The sequence below is a fragment of the Mesorhizobium ciceri biovar biserrulae WSM1271 genome (genome assembly GCF_000185905.1).
GTDB lineage: Bacteria > Pseudomonadota > Alphaproteobacteria > Rhizobiales > Rhizobiaceae > Mesorhizobium > Mesorhizobium ciceri.
The window spans coordinates 126,575-141,721 of the sequence record NC_014918.1; the positions used below are offsets into that span (position 1 = coordinate 126,575).

General features: G+C 59.9%; 21 protein-coding genes. 12 read left to right on the top strand and 9 right to left on the bottom strand.

The window, feature by feature from the left end:
• Positions 1-36: 36 nt before the first annotated feature.
• The 3 genes from MESCI_RS30765 to MESCI_RS30775 all read left to right on the top strand — a co-directional run bounded on the left by MESCI_RS30765 (position 37) and on the right by MESCI_RS30775 (position 1,066).
• On the top strand, positions 37-285 hold the full coding sequence (locus MESCI_RS30765; RefSeq protein ID WP_013525118.1) for a hypothetical protein: 249 nt from the start codon (positions 37-39) through the stop codon (positions 283-285).
• Between the two features lie 111 nt (positions 286-396).
• Complete coding sequence (locus tag MESCI_RS30770; protein WP_013525119.1) at positions 397-681, top strand: DUF6894 family protein; 285 nt, start codon at positions 397-399, stop codon at positions 679-681.
• Positions 682-877: 196 nt separating this feature from the next.
• Positions 878-1,066 (top strand): hypothetical protein, encoded by a 189-nt coding sequence (locus tag MESCI_RS30775; RefSeq protein WP_013525120.1) that lies wholly within the window; start codon positions 878-880, stop codon positions 1,064-1,066.
• Positions 1,067-1,069: 3 nt separating this feature from the next.
• Here MESCI_RS30775 and MESCI_RS30780 read toward each other — a convergent pair whose 3' ends face one another.
• The 3 genes from MESCI_RS30780 to MESCI_RS30790 all read right to left on the bottom strand — a co-directional run bounded on the left by MESCI_RS30780 (position 1,070) and on the right by MESCI_RS30790 (position 2,525).
• Positions 1,070-1,309, bottom strand: coding sequence for a hypothetical protein (locus tag MESCI_RS30780; protein ID WP_032899472.1), 240 nt, complete (start codon positions 1,307-1,309; stop codon positions 1,070-1,072).
• 225 nt (positions 1,310-1,534) lie between these two features.
• On the bottom strand, positions 1,535-1,771 hold the full coding sequence (locus tag MESCI_RS30785; RefSeq protein ID WP_013525122.1) for a DUF6894 family protein: 237 nt from the start codon (positions 1,769-1,771) through the stop codon (positions 1,535-1,537).
• A 19-nt stretch (positions 1,772-1,790) separates the two neighbouring features.
• On the bottom strand, positions 1,791-2,525 hold the full coding sequence (locus MESCI_RS30790; protein ID WP_013525123.1) for a Crp/Fnr family transcriptional regulator: 735 nt from the start codon (positions 2,523-2,525) through the stop codon (positions 1,791-1,793).
• Between the two features lie 544 nt (positions 2,526-3,069).
• Here MESCI_RS30790 and MESCI_RS32955 point away from each other — a divergent pair.
• From MESCI_RS32955 to MESCI_RS30800, 3 genes are all read left to right on the top strand, one after another.
• Complete coding sequence (locus MESCI_RS32955) at positions 3,070-3,567, top strand: hypothetical protein (protein WP_013525124.1); 498 nt, start codon at positions 3,070-3,072, stop codon at positions 3,565-3,567.
• Positions 3,568-4,040: 473 nt separating this feature from the next.
• Positions 4,041-4,214: a hypothetical protein gene (locus tag MESCI_RS32400; protein ID WP_013525125.1), complete on the top strand. Its 174-nt coding sequence runs from the start codon at positions 4,041-4,043 to the stop codon at positions 4,212-4,214.
• Between the two features lie 114 nt (positions 4,215-4,328).
• Positions 4,329-4,475 (top strand): hypothetical protein, encoded by a 147-nt coding sequence (locus MESCI_RS30800; RefSeq protein WP_013525126.1) that lies wholly within the window; start codon positions 4,329-4,331, stop codon positions 4,473-4,475.
• Between the two features lie 276 nt (positions 4,476-4,751).
• Here MESCI_RS30800 and MESCI_RS30805 read toward each other — a convergent pair whose 3' ends face one another.
• Complete coding sequence (locus tag MESCI_RS30805; protein ID WP_013525127.1) at positions 4,752-5,027, bottom strand: hypothetical protein; 276 nt, start codon at positions 5,025-5,027, stop codon at positions 4,752-4,754.
• A gap of 451 nt (positions 5,028-5,478) precedes the next feature.
• On the opposite strand from MESCI_RS30805, the gene MESCI_RS30810 reads away from it, so the two are divergent.
• Positions 5,479-6,645, top strand: coding sequence for a beta-glucosidase (locus MESCI_RS30810; protein ID WP_013525128.1), 1,167 nt, complete (start codon positions 5,479-5,481; stop codon positions 6,643-6,645).
• A gap of 64 nt (positions 6,646-6,709) precedes the next feature.
• On the opposite strand, the gene glf is transcribed toward MESCI_RS30810, so the two are convergent.
• Positions 6,710-7,852 (bottom strand): UDP-galactopyranose mutase, encoded by a 1,143-nt coding sequence (glf, locus tag MESCI_RS30815; protein WP_013525129.1) that lies wholly within the window; start codon positions 7,850-7,852, stop codon positions 6,710-6,712.
• A 2-nt stretch (positions 7,853-7,854) separates the two neighbouring features.
• A complete protein-coding gene (locus MESCI_RS30820) occupies positions 7,855-9,027 on the bottom strand; it encodes a glycosyltransferase (RefSeq protein WP_013525130.1) in 1,173 nt (390 codons plus the stop codon).
• Between the two features lie 222 nt (positions 9,028-9,249).
• Here MESCI_RS30820 and MESCI_RS30825 point away from each other — a divergent pair, with 222 nt between their 5' ends.
• The 5 genes from MESCI_RS30825 to MESCI_RS30845 all read left to right on the top strand — a co-directional run bounded on the left by MESCI_RS30825 (position 9,250) and on the right by MESCI_RS30845 (position 13,459).
• Complete coding sequence (locus MESCI_RS30825; RefSeq protein WP_013525131.1) at positions 9,250-10,290, top strand: glycoside hydrolase family protein; 1,041 nt, start codon at positions 9,250-9,252, stop codon at positions 10,288-10,290.
• A 171-nt stretch (positions 10,291-10,461) separates the two neighbouring features.
• On the top strand, positions 10,462-11,307 hold the full coding sequence (locus MESCI_RS30830) for a manganese catalase family protein (protein WP_013525132.1): 846 nt from the start codon (positions 10,462-10,464) through the stop codon (positions 11,305-11,307).
• A gap of 318 nt (positions 11,308-11,625) precedes the next feature.
• Positions 11,626-12,234 carry a hypothetical protein gene (locus MESCI_RS30835; protein ID WP_013525133.1) on the top strand — a complete coding sequence of 203 codons (609 nt, stop codon included), beginning with the start codon at positions 11,626-11,628 and terminating at the stop codon, positions 12,232-12,234.
• Positions 12,231-12,623 carry a phage holin family protein gene (locus MESCI_RS30840; RefSeq protein ID WP_013525134.1) on the top strand — a complete coding sequence of 131 codons (393 nt, stop codon included), beginning with the start codon at positions 12,231-12,233 and terminating at the stop codon, positions 12,621-12,623. Before MESCI_RS30835 ends, MESCI_RS30840 begins: the two co-directional genes overlap by 4 nt.
• A gap of 56 nt (positions 12,624-12,679) precedes the next feature.
• Positions 12,680-13,459: a hypothetical protein gene (locus MESCI_RS30845; RefSeq protein ID WP_244506994.1), complete on the top strand. Its 780-nt coding sequence runs from the start codon at positions 12,680-12,682 to the stop codon at positions 13,457-13,459.
• 74 nt (positions 13,460-13,533) lie between these two features.
• On the opposite strand, the gene MESCI_RS30850 is transcribed toward MESCI_RS30845, so the two are convergent.
• From MESCI_RS30850 to MESCI_RS30860, 3 genes are read right to left on the bottom strand one after another with little or no spacing between them, the layout of a single operon-like run.
• Entirely contained in the window at positions 13,534-13,950 is a 417-nt protein-coding gene (locus MESCI_RS30850) for a c-type cytochrome (protein ID WP_013525136.1), read from the bottom strand.
• Positions 13,931-14,809, bottom strand: a complete 879-nt coding sequence (locus MESCI_RS30855) for a cytochrome c oxidase assembly protein (RefSeq protein ID WP_013525137.1) — start codon at positions 14,807-14,809, stop codon at positions 13,931-13,933. The genes MESCI_RS30850 and MESCI_RS30855 overlap by 20 nt, the downstream gene beginning before the upstream one ends.
• Positions 14,806-15,147 carry a hypothetical protein gene (locus MESCI_RS30860; protein ID WP_013525138.1) on the bottom strand — a complete coding sequence of 114 codons (342 nt, stop codon included), beginning with the start codon at positions 15,145-15,147 and terminating at the stop codon, positions 14,806-14,808. The genes MESCI_RS30855 and MESCI_RS30860 overlap by 4 nt, the downstream gene beginning before the upstream one ends.

The window sequence follows — 15,147 nt, forward strand, 5'->3', positions numbered from 1 at the left end:
GGGAGCAATCCCACTGTAGCCGAATAGGAGCGCCTGATGCTTAGCCGACCAACCCGCACGAATACGGAAGCTCTCTACCCCAGTGACCTGAACATCCTTCGCGACGCGTTCGACGCGCTGTGCCAGGAATTTGCTATCTTGCCCGACACGGCGGCGGCCAACGCCGTAGCGAGAGAGCTGATCAGGTTGTTTGAAACAGGAATGACGGAAGCGGCCACACTGATGATCGCCGTGCGCGCACGTTGGCAAGGCGACTGGGAGATGGGAGGCAGCAATGCTGCCTGAGGTTTGATGATCAAGCGCAATCAACCCGCTGCATCCTTTTCGACACCGCCGCGTTGAGCGTCAAACCTGCCAGAAATGTCCGATGCGCTGGCACAATGACTGGAGCGACCGATGCCGAAATTTCGCTTCGAGTTTATCGAAGGCATGGCCCAGCCTGCAATCTTTGCCGATATGGCTGATCGAGATGAGGCTGTCAGAGAGGCGAAGCGTGCAGCCAAGGAGGCCATGCTCGACGGAATTGTCGATGGCGTGGACCCGACCAGTTGGGTGACGAAGGTTTACGACGAAGCAGGCTATCTCGTCGCCACTATCGGATTCCAGGATCTGGTCGCCGCGCCCAGGGATACGGAAGAGTTCAAGGAAACAGAGGAGCCAGGCGTCTTGCGATCGGGTTGAAGCCGGTTTCTCCGCTGTCGCCCTCGAGCCAGATGTTGCGGCCGCCGGGCAGATCACGCCGTGAACCCGAAAAAGACCGTTTTCTGGCTGGTGCGGACAGCCTTTTTGTTTAATCTCCGAAAGACGCGCAGAGGCTGCAACACGGCTTCAGCCCACCTCGACGCTCTCGAGACGGGCGCGCGGGAGTTGAGATGCGATGCATAGAGACGCCTTCACCCCATCAGAACTTGCCCTGCTCAGTCGCGTCTTCGCACGCAGCAAAATCAAAAACGAAACCGCAACCGAGAAGGAGCGGCGCGCATCACGTATTCTGGCTTACTACCAGGCTGGGGTAACGGATGAGGATGAGCTAGAACTGCTTTCTCGCCAACCGCTCGGAAGGTGACGATTAGTCTTCCTTCTTCAGAGCTTCCGCCTCGTCTTTGAGCTTCGGCCAATCGGCGCCATGCCTGCGAAGCAGCGTTCGTGCCTGCTTGGGGTCAATTTCCGTGAGCTCGACCAGATGTTCGACCTCAAGGTCCTGGCCTTTCGCAACCCGGCTTGCCTCGTTCGCTTTTCGTTGCATCTCGACGACCCTCTGCTGAGACAACATGAACGAGCGCTGAGAGTGCGCGTTCCAGAACTTCATACAAAAATCGCGACATCGATTAAATCAGTCGGATTGCGCCACTGAGGCGGGCATGCCCTTCTGCTGCGGCTTTCCGATTTGTCCAATGTGGAGAACCCGAGCTGGTCGCAAATGGCGGCGGCATCTTCGTGCGTCAGTCCGGCCACGCGGCATTCGGTTTCGTCGCCGCTCCGTTTGGTGTGCCGGCGTTCGGCAGCATTCTGTCGCAGCAAGTCCTATCGCACGTTATCTCATCAGCTTGATCTGAAGCGAGATGCTCAGCCTCAGTATCCTGTCGCCGTTTTCGTTCCGCACTTCAACAAATACTTGCTGCCCGTCCACCTCGGTCAGTGCATCTCTCGTAAGGTCGATAAGGCCTTCGAAGCCCACGCGGCGCACCTCCTCCAGACCGGCACATTCGATGCCGATTTCGTCCTGGATGACCACATCGTGATCGCCACTATCAAAGAAAAATCGTGCCATCCGAAAGCTTCCGTCACCACTAAGCTGCGGGGTTCCTTTGGTGCAGGTACGTCGTTTCGAAATCACCTGCACGAGTGAGGCCGGGCCAATCAAGAGCCTGCACCCTTGGGCCTGTGGTGGCGATGAGGCCTCTACGTCGAAGTTCCTGAAGCATTCGGTTGACGTGGACTGTAGACAAGCCCAATGCATCGCCAAGTGCTGCCTGGGTAATGGGAAGATCCGCGACGTGATCCTGGATGCGTCCAACCGAGCGCAAGCGAAAGATCAGTTCGCACAAGATGTGAGCCATGCGCGTATAGGCCTCGCGTCGTCCCACATTCGTTACCCATTCCCTGTAAATCGCTGCATCGATCAGCGTCGAGCGCCAAAAAGCCGTGGCGATTCGGGGATGCTGTTCGCAAATGGCGCGAAGAGCGTCATGTCGCATGAAGCCCAGTCTGGCTGCTGTCAGGGTCGTGAAATTGCAATCCATGACCGACAGATGCAGTCCGTGCAGATCGGGAATGTCCCCAGCCACAAAGAAGGATGTAATCTGCCGTTTGCCATCGCCGGTAAGTTTGGTGGAACCGAGCAGGCCATCCAAAACCACGAACGAATTGACAGGGCGGTCACCCTCACGCACCAGGTCGTAATTGGCAAGAAAATCCTTCTCCTGAATTTGGATGTCTTTCAAAACATCAATATCGCCCTCTCGGAGATCCGAGATGCTCTGGAGCTTGCGGATAAGTACATCCGAGGATGAAGTGGGTGACAAAGTGGCTACCTAGCTGATGTTGGTTATCGAACTTGCATCCGCGTCAAAAGTTCCGGATAGCCGTAACGAGGCGCCGGACTGCTGGTCGGGAACTGGGAATTCAGGATGCCGAGGCAGGTCCTTGGCCGGGACTTCATTGCACGGGGCACAGGAGTGCTGCACACCCATAATCGAGCCCCTCGAGCAGCGCATTAACCTATGACATAGGCTGCGCTCGCAATTGTCGCTGCGACATCACATGAGGTGGTTGGTCCGCCAAGGCTTGACGCTGCAACCTTACCTATGAGGGCCAGATGGCTCCGGCCAGGCATCAGGCAAAAGGCGTCTCACCTGAAGCGAGAAATCCGGCCTTGCAAATGGGCATCTCAACGAGCCCGCTTGAGGTCCGGCCGCGCAATGTCGCTACACGGTTGACGAGCGGCTATCTATTGGGGTCACTCATGGTTCATCAGGCGTCTCCAAAATCCGGCCTGGTGGGGAATGGAACTTTCTGCCGATCAGCGGGCTTTCGGATATGTCCGTCGGAAACGATGTGGAGAAATTGATGCGGAACCTTATACTGGCCTTCGCAGCACTTGCCCTACCCGCGTGCCAATCGGCTCCTGAACCGCTGCAATCCGCCGCTATCGAACCTGCTGCCATTCCCTCCCAATCCGCCTTGGATCCTGCCGTTGTTCCCCCCGGCCCGGCAATAATGGATCAATCCGTGGCAATCATTCCTCCTTCAAAGGGCGTTCCAACAAAGTACGCTGCTTTTTCGGGCAATTGGGTCGGGCGATTGGAAGGCACATATGAAGGTAAACTGTCTGTTCAATCTGTTTCTTCAAACGGAAAGGTGACCGTAACCTACGCATGGGGAATTCTGAGCGATGACAATCCGGGTGAGGCCGCGGGCGAAGGAAAAATTGTAGGGAATACGTTGAAGCTGGGGCGCCTCCCGAATGGCGCGGACGTCAGTTTTAGGATGATGCCCGACGGCACGCTGTCCGCAACCCATACGCTCGCCGGCCAGACCTATACGGGCATGTTCATCAGGCAGTGATCAAAGAAGATACGGCCGCGTTCCCGCGGTTTTTGATCCGAGCATCCCGGGCCCTTGGACCATCTCCCATAGCGGCCCTTGAAATGCCAGTCCCTGGCGTCATAGCCGCTACGTTCGAGGACCGTGGCGGCCCCGGACCGAAGCATTTCCTCAACATGGAGGTCAGGAGACCCGCCTGACCGCCCACGTCCCAAAACACACCACCGATGCCAATCCCCATTAATTCTGAGGGGCTGCGGGGCGTTTCGGCGCGGCTTGCACGGGGTTCGCGCAGGTTCTGTTGGGACCCGGTTTGCGTACGTTATCGAAGGTGTGCGGTGTTGGTTCGCCCCAGGTGGACCTGCTTTGCACCGCCTGCGACAGTCCCGAGCGAATGGCGCTATCCTCGCTGCCGCGAATCGGACGCGGGCTTTTTTCTTGTTTCGTGAAACGAAAGGTCATTCCGCAAGTTGGCTTCCCAAAGGAGGAACCCAATGAAAAAGGATGGCGATGGCCGAGTCGAAAAGGGCAATCAGCAATTGCTTGCCCGACGTCTGTCTGAAGAAGTCGGTATTTCAGAGCCGGATGCGCGCGGTCTGATCAAGCTTATCGGCACGGATTGGAATTCGCTGCTTCGTGAAGCCCGATTTCTGAAAGAGAGGCACTAGAACGCTTCTGCCGGTCACATGATCTCGACTGAAAATTATTGCTCTCGCGGCGGTAGTTTCTGGGCTCCGCCGGCTGTGAGCGAAGAACATGCTTCCGCCCCAACGGAGGGTGTCATGACTGCTCCCGCTACCCGCGCTTTCAGGCTGTTGAGCCGCGCACCTTATGGCTGGATCATCTCATTGCCAGAACAGGACCGTCCAAGGGAACTGCTGCAGGTGGCGCCTGGTGGGATATTGTCACTGGCATCCGACGAAGGCTAGTGGGTCATACCTCGGCCGGGCCGCGCTATTGGTCCCTCCATGGCACGGCCTTCTTGGGAGAAGAGATTGACCCGTGGGTACGGGTTGGCTCACGCGCGACTGTGCCGCGTAGCGTCGCAGGCGGACCGAAGCGATGGCGCGATGAAGAGGCGCAGGCCAACCGCCGTTGATCTTCAGGCCGTAAGCCCGGCCCCACACCTCAAACGTTGAAGCCGTTCGCTCGGCATTCGACGCCGTGCGTGGTGCCCGTCAGAGGCGTGAGCCTTGACCGTGGGGTCATCTGCAGTGACTGGCAAAGGTAAGATCATCCGAGCCGGCGCCGTATCCCTCCATACAGCTTGCGGCTTGCTCAACTGCGACTGATTTATGCCGATCGTCGGCGCGTTGCGATGGCACCTCGCAGGAAGGGTCTGCGCGGATAACCGGCTCCAGATCGTGGGGGAAGTTCGGCGCATGGACAGGCAGTGCTTCGGCCGAATTGTCGCCCTTTTGAGCCATCGCTGGAAGGATTTCAGCGATCTCGACCAGGATTTCCTTGACCAGATGTCTCATCTGCGCGCCCGCCCTGCGGCCCCTTGCTATGGCGATCAAACTTGCTGACGTAGCCAATGTTCCCGCTTGAGCTGAATGGCGCGCGCTCTGCCGGCAAAGATCGACGGAGCGGCTTGACGCGACGGGCCGCGTCCCTCTCGCCTGCATGATCGATATTGGAAAGTCGAAATTTGAACGGACTGTTGCCTGCCTTCGTCGGAGCGTTGGATGATCCGATCACGGCATGTGCCTGACCCCCGACTTGCCGCGCGCAGCTTCTTCCCTGGCTGCTGTCTGCCTCTGACGGGGTCGACGGGAACAAAGGCTCGATCATCCGGTTTGGAACCATCCCGTTAAGCACAGGACGAAAGTGCAGCGTGGCGGATGAGATACGGCAGCCGGATTGCTCATGGCTGCTTCGATCTGCATTCGGCAGCCGAGACTGAGCCCAAATGCCTGCAGGAGACTTCGTATGAGCGAAGCACGACACAGCGAAGGCAATGAGGTGACTTCGATTGCGGGCACGTCGCCCTTCGCCAGTTTTTTCATGGCTGGTTTTGAGTGCTCGTCGCACCGGCGCAAGGACGGCGTCCGCCTCGATCTTATCCGTGCGACCTCGCACTATTTGCACGCCCTGGGCGACTACCGCGGTTGCGCCGAACTCGGTCTTCGTACCGTCCGCGACGGGTTGCGCTGGCACCTCATCGAAACCGCTCCTGGAAACTATGACTGGTCAAGCTGGACGCCGATGGTCGAAGCAGCGCAATCGGCAGGTGTCCAGGTCATCTGGGACATCTTCCACTACGGATGTCCAGACCACGTTGATCAAGGGTCGATGCATTTCATCGATGCCTATGCCTCGTTCGCTGCAGAAGCTGTGAGGGTTCATCGTTCAATCGCCGGTACAGCGCCTTTGTTGTGCCCGATCAACGAAATCTCGTTTTTCGCCTGGGCTGTTGAGGTTGGCTATTTCCCGCGCGTTGGCCCGAAGAAGCGGGGATGGTTCAAGAGGCACCTCGTGAGAGCTGCAATAGCTGGCGTTCGCGCGATGCGCGAGGTCGATCCCGCTTGCAGATTTGTCTGGGCCGAGCCGCTTATCCACATTGCCCCTCGCGACCGAACGCGGACCGAACGGCGTCGGGCCGAAAATGCCCGTCTCGGACAGTTCGAAGCTTACGACATGCTGCTGGGCCGGGCAGAGCCTGAGTTGGGGGGCAGCGACGATGTTGTCGATGTCGTTGGCCTGAATTTCTACCCGCACAATCAGTGGTACCTCAACGGGCCGACGATTCCCATGGGGCACCACGAGTACCGTGCCCTATCCGAGATGCTGATCGAGGTCGCGCATCGATATGGCAAGTCGATGTTCATCGCCGAGACCGGCTCCGAGGGATCAGGCGGGGCGGCGTGGCTCCATTATGTCTGCGACGAGGTGCGTGCCGCAATTGACCTCGAAGCGCCGATCGAAGGTATTTGCCTATACCCGATAACCGCCTATCCGGGCTGGGACAATTCGCGGCATGCGGAGGTGGGATTGTTTTCGGTCGTCCAGGCGGACGGCAGTCGGCACGTCCGCAAGCCCATCGCGGAGGAATTGGCCCGCCAGCGAGCTTTGTTCGCGGCGAACCTGACGCGTTAATACATGAGCGGCACGGCGCCGCCTTGCCACGCTCGATGCTCCCAGGTACGTCCGGGTGGGCGAGCTACAGCGCCCCTTCGGCCAACGACGCCTTCCCCGCGCTCGCCCATTCCGGGACGCTCTTCTGGATGCGGGCGAAGGTTGCCAGGGCCTGCCCGACCACCTGATCCATGTTGTAGTAGCGGTAGGTTGCCAGGCGACCGACAAACCACACGTCGGGACAGGTTGCGCCAAGCGCTTCGTAGCGCTTGAAGAGCTCTTCGTTTTCGGCCCGCGGCACCGGATAGTACGGGTCCCCGATATCGGTAGGATATTCGTAGGTCAGACTGGTCCGCGCGTTCTGCTGGCCGGTCAGATGTTTGTACTCGGTGATGCGGGTGTAATCTTCCGTCTGGGGATAGTTGACGACGGCAACCGGCTGAAACTGCTCTTGGTCGAGGGTGACGTGCTCGAAGCGGAGCGAACGATAAGGAAGACGCCCCAGCCGCCAGCCGAAGTACTCGTCGATCGGGCCGGTATAGATCAGGCGGTTGAACGGTATCTCGTCACGAATTTCGCGGAAGTCGGTCTGCAGCATGATCTTGATGTTCGTATGGTCGAGCATGCGCTCGAACATCCTCGTGTATCCGCCGGCAGGCATCTTCTGGAAGCTGTCGCTGAAATATCGGTCATCGCGGTTGGTCCTGGTCGGCACTCGTGCCGTCACCGATTTGCTCAGCTGGCTCGGATCGACGCCCCATTGCTTTCTGGTGTAGCCACGGAAGAATTTTTCGTAGAGTTCGCGTCCCACGGTGCTGACGACAACATCCTCGGCCGTTCGCACGTCCTCTACCGTTTCGCGTCGCGACGCGAAGAACTCCTCCAACTGTGCAGAATTCAGTTCGAGGCCATAAAGGCGGTTTATCGTGTCCAGATTGATCGGGATGGGGAGCAGTATCCCATCCACCGCCGCCAGAACCCTATGCTCGTATGTGCGCCATTGGGTGAACTGCGAGAGGTAGTCCACGATCGACTGGCTGTTGGTGTGAAAAATATGTGGCCCATAGCGGTGGATGAGGATGCCGGCTTCATTATAGCAATCATAGGCGTTGCCGCCGACATGGCTGCGGCGATCGACCAAGAGAACGCTTTCATGACGCTGCGAGGCTATTCTTTCGGCAAGCACGCTGCCGGCAAACCCCGCGCCGACGATCAGCCAATCGAACATGGCTATGCGCTCCTGCGCAACGGGACGACCTTCTTGCGTCGGTAGGCGCCCTCAATGTGAGCGGCCATGGCCGTCCATGTTCTTTCCCACGACATGTCAGCCAGATAGGCATCGACTTGCGGCAGCAGCATCTCACGCGGTCGCAAAAGCATGGAGCGCAGCTTGCTCTCCAAGTCGTCACTGTCGGCGATTTCCACCAGTCCAGCAGCGCCGTAGCTGCGCACGACGTCAACGATCGCCGTCGAGATTACGGGCAGGCCCGCAGCCAGGTACTCTGGCGTCTTGGTTGGGCTGATGAACCGGGTCGCCTCGTTGAGTGCAAACGGCATCCACCCGGCATCCCAATGGCGCAGATAATCGGGCAGGTCGCAGTAGGTCTTCGCGCCCAGCCAATGCAGGTTGTCGGCCTTCGGCAGGATTGCAGGATCGATTTTGACCACGGGACCAATCATGACGAAATGCACGTCCGGCATCGTCCGCGCCGCTAGCGCCACGAGTCCGGCGTCCAGCCGCTCGTCGATGACGCCGAAATACCCCACCCTCGGGTGAGGAATGCCGGCCTGATCGGCTAGGTCCTTTCCTGGCAGCCTTGCCTTGTGAAAGTGTTTCACGTCGATGCTGCTCGGAAAAGGGTAAATAGCCTGATGCAGGCGGCGCTTGGTCTCGAACAGGCTCAGGCCACCGGTGAAAACGAGATCGGCGCGGCGCAGAAGTGCCTTTTCCATCTGCGCCAGTTCGGGCGGCGCATTCTTGAAAGCGGAGAGTTCGTCCATGCAGTCGTAGACGCATATGTCTGGGTCAAGAAACTCCGTGAAGCGGAGAGCCATCGGCGTGTAATACCAGGCGATCAGCCGGCTGTGCGGCATAGAAGCTATGATCTGCTGAACAAACCTCCGCTGCACGGCATCTGATTTGGCGGCCGACGCGCCGAGCGGCAGCACTGGTGTCACGATCAGGATGTTTGGCGATGCCTCGCTCGTCCGCATCTGCGGCTGTGGCAGTTCTTCGAAAACAGGCTCCTCAAAGTAGACCACTCTCTGCTGCTCGGATGCGAGGGTGAGGATATGCTGCGGCCGTTGATGAACGAAATTCCATCGCAAGTGGGAGAAGCAAACCAGTAGATTTTCCCTGCCAGTGTGTTTACTGCCGGATACCCTGCCCAAGGCTGCTTCCATTGAGGTGTTCCTTCCCGTAATCTTTAGTTTATGTTACGACTAACATTTGTTAAGCGCGGATCGAGGAGAAATAGACTTCGATGCCAGCTCCTAACTTTCCAGCGCGTGAGTTGTTCCAAGGTGAAGTGAAGAGCTCTCGGTCACCGCTCGGAACCATATTTCCGCGAAGCTGAGAACGCCCGCCGCGCATCGCCGGGCTTTGAAAGCGTGAGCGACGGGGGAATGTCGGTGGAGAACGGACCTGCCGTATTTGCGTTGAAGTCGCTGGCTATAAAATGCGCAGGACATCAAGTTGATTCGCCCGCATCGCTGGCGAGTCCGTGCCAGGCGAATTCCGGGGCTGATATGAAGATCGACTTTGCGACCAACGTTTTTCCGCTGTTTCATCCGCAAAGCGTGGATGATCTCAAGGACCCTTGCCCCGTCTTTGATGGCAGCCTGTGGCACGTCTTCGGCTCGAGCGGCACGGTGACCACCGAGACGTGGACGATACTGCACGCCACGGCGCCGGACCTTTATGGGCCGTGGACCGAGCATCAGTCGATCGAGCTTCCAATCAATGGGAGTGGTGTTGCGGCTCCGGGGGTCATCCACGAAAGCGGCGTCTTTCACATGTTCATCCAGACCGAGTTCATGAAGTCTGGCGGCCGCTGCGAGCATGCGGTTTCCAATGACGGGTTCCAGTGGGTGGTTCTTAGCCCCGCAATCCTCGCCATCCCGGACACGGAGGAAGATGGCATTTACGATCCGCATCCCGCACTTATTGGCGGCAAGCGCTACCTCGTCTATTCCGCCATGCCAAAATTCACCAGGGTGCCGCAGCCCGACATCTATCTCGCACGCAGCCAATCCGACTCATGGTTCGGTCCCTGGAAGCGGATCGGCAAGATCCTCGACCACAATGATGTGCCTCACCACAACACGAGAGAGGATCCCGACTATGAATGGGGCATTGAGGGCGCACAACTGGTCGAATTGCCGGACGGTCGCGTGCTTCTCAATGCCACTTGCTTTCTGCCCAATGGCCTTCGCGGGAACCGGCAACGCGTGTTTTTTGCCATCGCGGATAACGTTGCTGGACCTTACGTCTCGATCGGCCCGGTGCTGGAACCAGGCCAGCCGGGAGAGAACGGCCACTCGACAGTGATGATCGAAGGCAGCCAGCTTTCACTGTTTTATCAGAGCCGGGTCGCCACGACTGATCATCGGTGGCGCTACGGCTTGGCCAGATGTGACGTCGCTCTGCTTTCCAGGGTCGCGTGATCCGGTCGGCGCCACTCGTAGCGACTGCATCAACGAACTGGACGGCTCGCATTGCGAATAAGCGTCCGTGGCTCGAGACATTCCCGCGGAAAACTGCCGGAATTAAGTGTTCCTCGCACGGAACAATGCATCAGAGCTGAGGTTCGGCTGACTTCCAACCAGGAGTCAGCCATGTATTACACCGACAAGAAATTGCAGTACCCGGTTCGTGTGGAAACGCCCAATCCAGTCTTTGCCCGTGCCTTGCAGCAGGCCATCGGCGGAGTAGAAGGCGAGATCCGCGTGGCCTTGCAGTATTTCTTCCAGGCATGGGGATGCCGCGGGCCGGCCAAATACCGCGACCTGTTGTTGAACACGGCGACCGAGGAGCTCGGCCATATCGAAATGCTGGCGACTGCGGTCGCCCTCAATCTTGAGGGTGCACCACTTTCGCTGCAGGAGGACATCTCGTCGGACACGGTCGGCGGCTCGGTCCTCAACGGGATGAACTTCCGCCATATCTTGTCGACCGGCCTGGCCGCACTGCCTGAAAACGCCAACGGCGTTCCCTTCAATGCTTCGCATGTCTATGCCAGCGGCAATCTTGCCGCGGATATGGTCGCAAACGTCACCGCGGAAGGAAGCGGCCGCGTGCTTGCGACCCGCCTGTACAACATGACCAGCGATCCCGGCATGAAGGACATGCTGTCCTTCCTTATTGCGCGCGACACCATGCACCAACAGCAGTGGCTCGCGGCAATCGAAGATATGGGCGGACTGAACGCGTCTCTGCCGGTCCCCAACTCCTTCCCGCAGGAAAAGGAGCATCAGGACGTATCCTATGCCTTCATCAATTGCTTCGTCGAAGGTGTCGAACCAGCGCAGGGTCGTTGGAGCGAAGGACCGTCGATGGACGGCAAGGGCGAGTTCTCCCTGGTCGCCGGTTCGCCAATGGGCGAGGAGCCCATGCTGTCGCCGCCTCGGCCAAGTTCCGGCGCCCAGAGCGAGCAGATGATCGACAGGCGGGCAGCCGAATAGGCAAAGATAGCAATGCCGGAGGCAGCCGGCACTCGGCTGTCTCCTGCTAGCGGCTCCTGCGGAGTCGGGCGCACCCGGTGGTACCGAGCAACTGGCGCTCCGCACGAGGGATAGCGCGACCCATTGGTGACTGGTGCGTGCCTGACGAAGCTCTCCATTTCCGCTTCGACATAAATGCTTCACCTAGGGAACATCGCCGGCTCCGCGAAGTTGGACAGCCACGGAGGACGTGCACATGAACAGTGTCATCTATCTTATCGGCGTTATCGTTGTCGTGCTGGCGGTCCTCTCCTTCCTCGGTCTTCACTAGGTGGCCCCATGCAGCATGAAAACGATCAGGGCGGACAGCCCACCGATTTCGACAAGGCGAAAAGCGACGTTTCCGAAAGGCTTCGCCAGGAAAATGAGCGTGCCAGCGAGTTGCTTCACGACGCGCGTGACGAGGTGACCCGCAAGGCTGGCGACTATGCATCTGAAGCCAGGGAGGTCATCTCCGACAAGGCGCAGGAAGCGCAGCGCGACATCGGATCGAGCCTGGCGGCGCTGGGCGGCGCACTGCGCGCGGCCAGTGACCACCTGGCCAACAACGATGAAAGGAACGCATCGAAGTTCGCATTGGATGCTGCCGGTGGCCTGGAGCGGCTTTCATCGTCATTGAAACAGAAGCCGTTCGGCCAGGTCCTGGAGGACGTGCAGTCCTTTGGCCGGCAAAATCCCGGTGTCCTGCTTGCCGGATCGGTACTGGCCGGATTGGCTCTCGGGCGCTTCATCAAGGCCTCGCCGCCGGCGGGTCGAGAATTTCAGGATGCGCCGGGAGACCTCAAATCCCACACCGATCAGGCACAAGGTTGGTCCGCTGATCGGTCGCAGGATTCGGGCGTCGTCGGCGATGATGGGGCTATGCAGAGCGCGGAGCAGGACAGATGAACACCCAGGACAACCCAAGCCTTGCCGGGCTGATCACCGACTTGGCCCAGAATGTCACCACTTTGGTGCAAACCGAGGCCAGGCTGTTTCGGGCCGAGCTTTCTGAAAAGCTTGCCAAGGCCGGAGCAGGTGCCGCGGAAGTGCTGGGCGGCGCGATCTGCCTGCTCGCCGCGCTAATGGTGTTGCTGCAGGCACTCGTTATTGCACTGACGCGGGCAGGACTTGGCGCGGGGTGGTCTTCCCTGCTGGTCGGCGTGGTCGTGGCGGCCCTCGGCATTATCCTGCTGCGGACCGGGACGGCCAGCATGGCGCCTTCGGAACTTACCCCCGACCGCACCCAGGAACAGCTCAAGCGCGACGCGAGCGTGATCAAGGAACAAGTGAGATGACTGAGAAATCCGCAGCCGAACTTGAACGCGAGGCCGAGGCAGCCCGTGCGCGGGTGATGGAGACCGCCGAATCCATTCGAGGCAGGATGTCGCCGGGACAATTGCTGGATGAGTTCACCGGGCTGTTCTCGGGAGGGGAGAGTTCGGCCATGCTCGCCAACCTCAGAACGCAGGTCCGAGACAATCCTTTGCCGGTCACCATGGTGGGAGCGGGTCTGGCTTGGCTGATGTTTGGCAGTGGTATCGCAGACACCGCCCGCGGTTCGGCTGGCTACTCAATGCCCTCGGCGCCGGGACGACATGATGAACGGGAACGTGGAGGCCTGGGCAGCACGCTTTCCGATGCCGCCGCATCTCTGTCATCAGCTGCCACCAGCGTCGGCGATACCGTTTCCAGCGCGGCAAGCAGCGCCGCCGAGGGTTTGACGGGCAGCACGGCCACTGCAAGATCGGTGACCGGCGACATGGCGGCGAAAGCCACCCGCTCCGCGCAAGATCTGTTGGAGAACCAGCCCTTGGCCATAGCGGCCGCGGGTCTCGCCATCGGCGCCGCCATAGGTGCAATGCTGCCCCATACCGCAACGGAGGATGAGCAGCTAGGCGCCTATGGCGACAAGCTTCGCGATACCGCCGAAACCATGCTTGACAGGGGTCTCGACGAGGCCAAGCAGGTCGCCGCCGAAGCCTATGAGACCATCAAGCAGGAAGCTGGCCGGCAACATATGGAAGCAGACACGATCGCCGATCAGCTCGGCGAGATCGTGAAGTCCACAGCAGACAAGACCGAGCATGCCGTGCGTGAACGGATATCCGATCCGTCTCAGCATCAAAGCTAGATGATCCTGGATCGGCGATAGTCGGTCTCTTCCACACAGGGTCGGCGTTGCCCGTCAAACGGTGAACCGCTCAATCATTTCAGAGCGTAGAGGTAGGCCGCGATATCGCGCGCCTGCTGCTCCGAAATTCGGGTCGATGGCATGGCCGTGCGCGGGTTGATTTCCCTGGCAGATCGTATCCAGCGGATCAGGTTCTCTGGATTGTTGGCCAGCCCGCCGCCGATAAAGGTGCGGTCAGCAAGACTGGCGTCGAGGCGTGGACCGACCTGCCCTTGCGCGCCCGGCACGCCCGAAATCGTATGGCAGCCGGAACAACCATTCGCAGTCATGATCGGCATGGCGCGCGCAATGTCACCTCCCGTGGCCGCCTCCGCCTCGTGGCGGATGCGCGCCGCCTGATCGGACCACCAAGTCATTCCGGCCACGCCCGCAACGAGCAGCACCAGCGCGGCGCTGGCGCCGGCAAGCAGCCTAGACAAGCTCGTAGGCATGCGCCGCCTCCCCCCTTCCGCTCGCCTTGATCCACAGCGCGGCCAGCAGCAGCGCTGCGCCGCCATAGATCAGTCCAGCGGGAACCCACATCACCAGCCCGGCAAGTTGCTGGTCTTCCAGGGGGCTCAAATTCCATAGTGCCGCACCCACCGCGTTCTGCGGGTACCAGAGCCGCGGCGAGAGCAGCAGGAGCACGCCAAGCAGGCCAGTGTGCAGCGAGGTGACGAAAAGATGCATCACTGCGGTCCCATAGGCATGCTGGCGGCCGGGACGCGGCAAGAGTACCCACCAGAACAGCAGCCCTGTTCCGAAGAAGCTCGCGTGCTGTGCATAGTGCATCACGCCGCGTTCGAGCGCGGCCTCGAACAACGCCGGAAGGTGCCAGATCCATATGGCCAGGCCGTGGGCAATGGTCGCGCTGAGCGGTCGAGTTACGAAAGACCAAACCGCATTCAGCCATCTGCCGTGCCCGGCCATTCCAAGAATGCGCCGGACCCCGGCGGGAAATCCCCACATCAAGGCCGCAGCCGGGCTGGCGGAGACCAGCAGCGGCGCCGCCACGGCCATCAGCAGTTCATGCTCGATCATATGCGCCGCAAAGATCTGCTCACCGAGTGCATGAATCGGGCTGACCAACGCGGCCGTCAACACGCCCCATCCGGCCGTGAACAGCAGAGCCTGGCGCAGCCGCAAAGTCCTGCCGCGGCTGCTGCGCCGCCAAAGCCGGCCAGCTCCAACGACATATATCAAGGCAAGCACGGCAAGTGGCAGGGTGATGGCCAGCGCGAGCGTCCACCCGGCCTCGGGTGCGCCGGCGCCGTAGCAGATGGAAGTAGAGAACAGCCCGTCCAGATTCATCGCAGGCACTCATCCAGGATCAGCGCCGCGCTGCCTTGCATGAGGATCACAAGCGCAAACAGCAACGCCGACAGCATGCCGAGATTGGCGACGAAGCGCTCTGTGGCGCGCGTACGCTCCGGCTTGAATGCGGCACCGCCTCGCCGCTTCGCCCGCCACGACAGCGCCCCGCCGAGCAGCGACAACAAGACGAGCAGCAGCGCCACGGGAAGCACGACCGGCACCTGGCGATTGCATTGCCAGGGCACCAGCGCATAATTCAGCTGTGTCGAGACCGCCCACGCCAGCGGCCCTGACAGAAGACCACCCCAAGACGTTCCCAGGCGTAATGCACGCAT

Excerpts from the sequence above, each read along its gene's own strand:
- MESCI_RS32955 (WP_013525124.1), top strand. The coding sequence starts at position 3,070 with ATGCGGAACCTTATACTGGCCTTCGCAGCACTTGCCCTACCCGCGTGC.
- MESCI_RS30830 (WP_013525132.1), top strand. The coding sequence starts at position 10,462 with ATGTATTACACCGACAAGAAATTGCAGTACCCGGTTCGTGTGGAAACG.
- MESCI_RS30775 (WP_013525120.1), top strand. The coding sequence starts at position 878 with ATGCATAGAGACGCCTTCACCCCATCAGAACTTGCCCTGCTCAGTCGC.
- MESCI_RS30820 (WP_013525130.1), bottom strand. The coding sequence starts at position 9,027 with ATGGAAGCAGCCTTGGGCAGGGTATCCGGCAGTAAACACACTGGCAGG.
- MESCI_RS30825 (WP_013525131.1), top strand. The coding sequence starts at position 9,250 with ATGTCGGTGGAGAACGGACCTGCCGTATTTGCGTTGAAGTCGCTGGCT.
- MESCI_RS30845 (WP_244506994.1), top strand. The coding sequence starts at position 12,680 with ATGGAGACCGCCGAATCCATTCGAGGCAGGATGTCGCCGGGACAATTG.
- MESCI_RS30770 (WP_013525119.1), top strand. The coding sequence starts at position 397 with ATGCCGAAATTTCGCTTCGAGTTTATCGAAGGCATGGCCCAGCCTGCA.
- MESCI_RS30835 (WP_013525133.1), top strand. The coding sequence starts at position 11,626 with ATGCAGCATGAAAACGATCAGGGCGGACAGCCCACCGATTTCGACAAG.
- MESCI_RS30800 (WP_013525126.1), top strand. The coding sequence starts at position 4,329 with ATGACTGCTCCCGCTACCCGCGCTTTCAGGCTGTTGAGCCGCGCACCT.
- MESCI_RS30860 (WP_013525138.1), bottom strand. The coding sequence starts at position 15,147 with ATGCGTGCATTACGCCTGGGAACGTCTTGGGGTGGTCTTCTGTCAGGG.
- MESCI_RS30780 (WP_032899472.1), bottom strand. The coding sequence starts at position 1,309 with ATGAAGTTCTGGAACGCGCACTCTCAGCGCTCGTTCATGTTGTCTCAG.
- MESCI_RS30785 (WP_013525122.1), bottom strand. The coding sequence starts at position 1,771 with ATGGCACGATTTTTCTTTGATAGTGGCGATCACGATGTGGTCATCCAG.
- MESCI_RS30765 (WP_013525118.1), top strand. The coding sequence starts at position 37 with ATGCTTAGCCGACCAACCCGCACGAATACGGAAGCTCTCTACCCCAGT.
- MESCI_RS30840 (WP_013525134.1), top strand. The coding sequence starts at position 12,231 with ATGAACACCCAGGACAACCCAAGCCTTGCCGGGCTGATCACCGACTTG.
- MESCI_RS30855 (WP_013525137.1), bottom strand. The coding sequence starts at position 14,809 with ATGAATCTGGACGGGCTGTTCTCTACTTCCATCTGCTACGGCGCCGGC.
- glf (WP_013525129.1), bottom strand. The coding sequence starts at position 7,852 with ATGTTCGATTGGCTGATCGTCGGCGCGGGGTTTGCCGGCAGCGTGCTT.
- MESCI_RS30810 (WP_013525128.1), top strand. The coding sequence starts at position 5,479 with ATGAGCGAAGCACGACACAGCGAAGGCAATGAGGTGACTTCGATTGCG.
- MESCI_RS32400 (WP_013525125.1), top strand. The coding sequence starts at position 4,041 with ATGAAAAAGGATGGCGATGGCCGAGTCGAAAAGGGCAATCAGCAATTG.
- MESCI_RS30805 (WP_013525127.1), bottom strand. The coding sequence starts at position 5,027 with ATGAGACATCTGGTCAAGGAAATCCTGGTCGAGATCGCTGAAATCCTT.
- MESCI_RS30850 (WP_013525136.1), bottom strand. The coding sequence starts at position 13,950 with ATGCCTACGAGCTTGTCTAGGCTGCTTGCCGGCGCCAGCGCCGCGCTG.